The sequence below is a fragment of the Brevibacillus sp. SIMBA_040 genome (assembly GCF_046535075.1).
Lineage (GTDB): Bacteria > Bacillota > Bacilli > Brevibacillales > Brevibacillaceae > Brevibacillus.
The window spans coordinates 1-406 of the sequence record NZ_JAWRXI010000067.1; the positions used below are offsets into that span (position 1 = coordinate 1).

The 406-nt window shown below is 50.5% G+C and carries 2 tRNA genes; both read left to right on the forward strand.

What is annotated here, in order from left to right:
* Positions 1–111: 111 nt before the first annotated feature.
* A tRNA-Asn gene (locus SB752_RS31965) sits at positions 112–187 on the forward strand.
* Positions 188–192: 5 nt separating this feature from the next.
* Positions 193–268: transfer RNA gene (locus tag SB752_RS31970), tRNA-Thr, on the forward strand.
* The last annotated feature ends 138 nt before the right edge of the window (positions 269–406 follow it).

Consider the following 406-nt stretch of genomic DNA (forward strand, 5'->3'; position numbering starts at 1 on the left):
GTGGAAGCGTGGTAACACGTGGAGCTGACGAATACTAATCGGTCGAGGACTTATCCACACACTCTTAGCAATCATGCATATTCAGTTTTGAAGGAATGAATCCTTCAACGTTCCTCGGTAGCTCAGTTGGTAGAGCAATCGGCTGTTAACCGATCGGTCGGCGGTTCAAGTCCGTCCCGAGGAGCCATATATGCTCCTGTAGCTCAGTCGGTAGAGCGTTTCCATGGTAAGGAAGAGGTCGCAGGTTCGATTCCTGTCGGGAGCACCAGAAAACAACCCCAAAAAGTGAAGTGTATCTTCGCAGATTAGTCCGAGTACTTTGCGGGGGCCCCATATCATTATTAGCATGGCCCGTTGGTGAAGCGGTTTAACACAGCAGCCTTTCACGCTGTCATACAGGGGTTCG